Annotated in this window: 4 protein-coding genes and 1 pseudogene; 2 read left to right on the top strand and 3 right to left on the bottom strand. The window is 65.0% G+C overall.

Annotated features, from left to right (window positions below):
• Positions 1-242: pseudogene (locus tag ACIPIA_RS12470) on the bottom strand (2-hydroxyacid dehydrogenase); the annotation flags it as partial.
• A gap of 240 nt (positions 243-482) precedes the next feature.
• Between ACIPIA_RS12470 and ACIPIA_RS12465 the strand changes: the two are divergent.
• The gene (locus ACIPIA_RS12465) at positions 483-800 is read left to right on the top strand and encodes a DUF2853 family protein (protein ID WP_400509964.1); all 318 of its coding nucleotides are present in this window, start codon (positions 483-485) and stop codon (positions 798-800) included.
• Positions 801-886: 86 nt separating this feature from the next.
• Here the strand turns inward: ACIPIA_RS12465 and ACIPIA_RS12460 are convergent, their stop codons facing one another.
• Entirely contained in the window at positions 887-2,191 is a 1,305-nt protein-coding gene (locus ACIPIA_RS12460) for a class I SAM-dependent methyltransferase (protein WP_400509962.1), read from the bottom strand.
• Between the two features lie 86 nt (positions 2,192-2,277).
• The gene (locus ACIPIA_RS12455; protein ID WP_400509960.1) at positions 2,278-2,499 is read right to left on the bottom strand and encodes a DUF1674 domain-containing protein; all 222 of its coding nucleotides are present in this window, start codon (positions 2,497-2,499) and stop codon (positions 2,278-2,280) included.
• A gap of 118 nt (positions 2,500-2,617) precedes the next feature.
• On the opposite strand from ACIPIA_RS12455, the gene htpX reads away from it, so the two are divergent.
• The coding region (gene htpX / locus ACIPIA_RS12450) for a zinc metalloprotease HtpX (protein WP_400509958.1) at positions 2,618-3,499 on the top strand (882 nt) is incomplete at its 3' end.

The following is a 3,499-nucleotide window of genomic DNA, read 5'->3' as shown; positions in this document are numbered from 1 at the left end:
CGGTCGACGCCTTCGATCCCGGTGCCATAGCAGCAGATCAGCCTGAGCTGCGGCAGCGCGTCGATCAGCGCGGCGTTTGTGCTGAGGCTACCCATCGTGAGCAGCGCCTCCGCCTGCTCCGCGCCTGCCGGGAGCGCCTCCGGCGTCGAATGCTCCATCGGCCCTAACAGCGTGAAATGTTCCGCCAGCCGCGCGGTCAACGCCTCGGGCATGCGCGGCACCATCAGAATCGTCGGCTTCATGTCATTGCTCCAGCAGATGCTGCATCGCAGCACCGCGGGGCGCGAGGCTCAACCCATGCCGGCGAGCGTTCCGCCATCCGCCCCGCGCATTCCAGAGTTCGACGAAAGGTTGCATCAAACCCTTCCAAAAGCCCGAAATCACTGGCTTTCCCCTCTCGCCCCCTGCGAAAAAGCGCGTTAACCTCCGGCCGCTACACGCAACCGCCCGCACTCCGGAGCGGGCCAGGAAGGGGCTACCAGATGGACCACCTCGCCGACGTGAAGAAATACGCCAAGAAGCCGTTGAACGACGCAGCCTTCGCCGGGATGTCGAAGTCCTATGCGCTTGTGATGAGCAAGCCCGACACCCGCTACGTCGCCTGCTCCGACCCGGCCGAGGTCGAGCGCGTCCGCGAGAATTTCCTGAAGAAGAAGCTCGGCCTGAAATCCGGCGACCTCGACGGTTCCATCAAATCCGTCTGCGAGCACATGAAGGACGATCGGACCAAATCCCGCCTGACCTTCTATTATCTGCTGGCCGAGCATCACGGAAAGCTCGACCTTTTCATCAAGAAATAAGCTCCGGCCCGGCCTTCGCCGGGCATTTTCATTTCCAGACCTGAATTATGGATGTCACGGCCGGCTCGCGCCGGCCGTCAGCGGCTTCAATCGCGGTAAAGATCCGCGCGCGTCAGCGGCAGGCCGGACGGGCCCTTGCGCCGCTTCGAGACCAGTGTCTGGTTGATCAGGGCACCGCCGCGCTCGAAGGCCAGCGAGCAGCCCGCGAGATAGAGCAGCCACATCCGCGTGCGTTCCGGGCCGACTTCGGCCTCGGCCTTCTCCCGGTTGGCGTTGAGGCGCTCCCACCACAGCCGCGTAGTGCGCTGATAATGCTCGCGCCAGCCCTCGACGTCGTGGACTTCGAAGCCATGGCGCTCGAGATTGGCGATCGACATGCCCAGATGGTCGAGCTCGCCGCCGGGAAAGATGTAGCGCACCAGTGCCCGATACTCGGCCGGCATCTTGTTGAAGGCCTTCTCGGTCTTCTTTGCCCGCCGCGAGATCGTGTGGTGCAGATAAAGCCCGCGCGGTCGCAGCAGCCGGTTCACCGCCCGGAAATAGGTCGGATGGTTGCGGATGCCGACATGCTCGAACATGCCGATCGAGGAGATCTTGTCGAACTCCCCTTCCATCTGGGTGAAGTCCTTGAGATGGAGCGTGACCTTGCCCTGCAGGCCGAGCTTCTCGACCTTTTCGCGCGCCAGGGCGAGTTGTTCTTCGGCCAGAGTCACGCCATGCGCCTCGACGCCGTAATAGCGGGCGGCGTGGCAGACCAGCGCCCCCCACCCGCAGCCGATGTCGAGGAACCTGTCTCCCGGTTTCAGCCGCAGCTTGCGGCAGATCATGTCGAGCTTGTCGCGCTGCGCCCGGTCCAGGTCGCCGTGGTCCTCGGTGAAATAGGCGCAGGTGTAGACCATCTCCTCGTCGAGGAAGAGCCGGTAGAAGTCGTTCGAGACGTCGTAATGATAGGCGATGTTGGCCTTGTTGGTGGCCGGAGCACCGTCGCGCGCGATCTCGTCGCCCTTGCGGTGGGTGACGGCGGTCTCCGCCTTGCCGGGTGCGAAGACGAAACGTCTGATGACGTCGAAGACCGCGCCCTTCGGGATGTTGCGCGCGAGCTTGCCGACCTTGCCCTCGGGCCGGGCGGTGGCGAGATCGAAGACCGATCCGTTGATGATCGAGATGCGGTCGGAAACGTGCAGGTTGAGCAGCGTGTCGAGCTTGGGCTTGCGGATCAGCGCGGCGAGCACGCCGGGATCGGCGATCGCGATGCCAAGACCGTCCTGCGGCCAGGACGCCGGAACCATGCTGCCGTCCCAGAGCCGGAAGCCGAGCTTCAGGCCGAGCTTGTCATGCGCCTCGCTCAGAAGGCGGCGCAGAGCCGCAAGGCGCTTGTCGTTGCTGTCCATGACCAAGAATCCGCTGCGTTCGGCTGCTGTTTGGACGCAACGCCGAGACTTGGCAATGTTCTGCCGCTCGCGACACCGCCGGCGTCTCAGAAATCGCTGGCGATGCCCTTCACTTCCCAGTCGTCATAGCGCACCGGCTCCAGCCCGCCACGACCATTGACCTCCCGCTGCTTGGCGACATCCGCCGCATGGGCGTCGATCGCGGCCCGCCGCGCGGCCGCTTCAGCCAGGGCACGCTGCGCGGCCGGCGACAGAACCCTGGGCTCGGCCGTCGCGATCGGCGCGCCCTCATCGGCCTTGTCGGGCATTTCGGCTCGTCCCTTTGCGCTTTCTCTTGCAGGATCGGGTTCGCTCCCACCACATAAGGCACGAACCCGGTCTTCGCGAGGGCTTTCCGCCCCGCAGCGCCGCTCATGAGGGGAAACGATGAATTACGTTCGCACCGGCATGTTGATGGCAGGCCTGACCGCGCTGTTCGGCGCCGTCGGCTACCTGCTCGGCGGCGGCGGCGGCATGCTCATGGCCCTCGGCTTCGCCGCCGTGACCAATCTCTTCAGCTACTGGAATTCCGACCGGCTTGCGCTCGCCTCCCAGAACGCGCAGGAGGTCGACGAGGCGACTGCACCCGAGCTCTATCGCATGGTGCGCGATCTCGCGGCGCGGGCGAACATGCCGATGCCGCGCGTCTACCTGATCCAAGAGGATCAGCCCAACGCCTTTGCCACCGGCCGCAACCCGCAGAACGCGGCCGTTGCGGCGACGACAGGCATCCTGCGCACGCTGAGCTACGAGGAACTCGCCGGCGTGATGGCGCATGAGCTGGCGCACATCAAGAACCACGACACATTGACCATGACGATCACCGCGACCTTCGCCGGCGCGATCTCCTCGCTCGTAACCTTCGGCATGTTCTTCGGCTCGCGCGACAACCGCCCGAACGTCATCGTCCAGATTTTGCTCTCGATCCTCGCGCCGATGGCGGCCGCCCTGATCCAGATGGCGATCTCGCGCTCGCGCGAATACGAGGCCGACAAGCTCGGCGGCGAGATCTGCGGCAACCCGGTGTGGCTCGCGGATGCCCTTGCCAAGATCGCGGCCGGCGTCCAGCACATTCCCAACGAGACAGCCGAGGCCAAGCCTGCTACGGCGCACATGTTCATCATCAATCCACTGACCGCAGGCGGCATGGACAATCTGTTTTCGACCCATCCCGACACCGGCAACCGCATCGCCGCGCTGATGGAGCAGGCCCGCGCCATGGGTATCGGCGCCAACACGGCCGGCTTCGGCACCCAGGCCCAGTCGGGT

The organism is Allobosea sp. CER48 (assembly GCF_044752385.1).
Classification (GTDB): domain Bacteria; phylum Pseudomonadota; class Alphaproteobacteria; order Rhizobiales; family Beijerinckiaceae; genus Allobosea.
The sequence above is the reverse complement of the archived record's forward strand: the minus strand, read 5'-3'. Positions and strand labels throughout refer to the sequence as shown.

What these genes read in the sequence shown, in the direction of transcription:
- ACIPIA_RS12455 (WP_400509960.1), bottom strand. Translation starts at nt 2,499, where the DNA reads ATGCCCGACAAGGCCGATGAGGGCGCGCCGATCGCGACGGCCGAGCCC.
- ACIPIA_RS12465 (WP_400509964.1), top strand. Translation starts at nt 483, where the DNA reads ATGGACCACCTCGCCGACGTGAAGAAATACGCCAAGAAGCCGTTGAAC.
- ACIPIA_RS12460 (WP_400509962.1), bottom strand. Translation starts at nt 2,191, where the DNA reads ATGGACAGCAACGACAAGCGCCTTGCGGCTCTGCGCCGCCTTCTGAGC.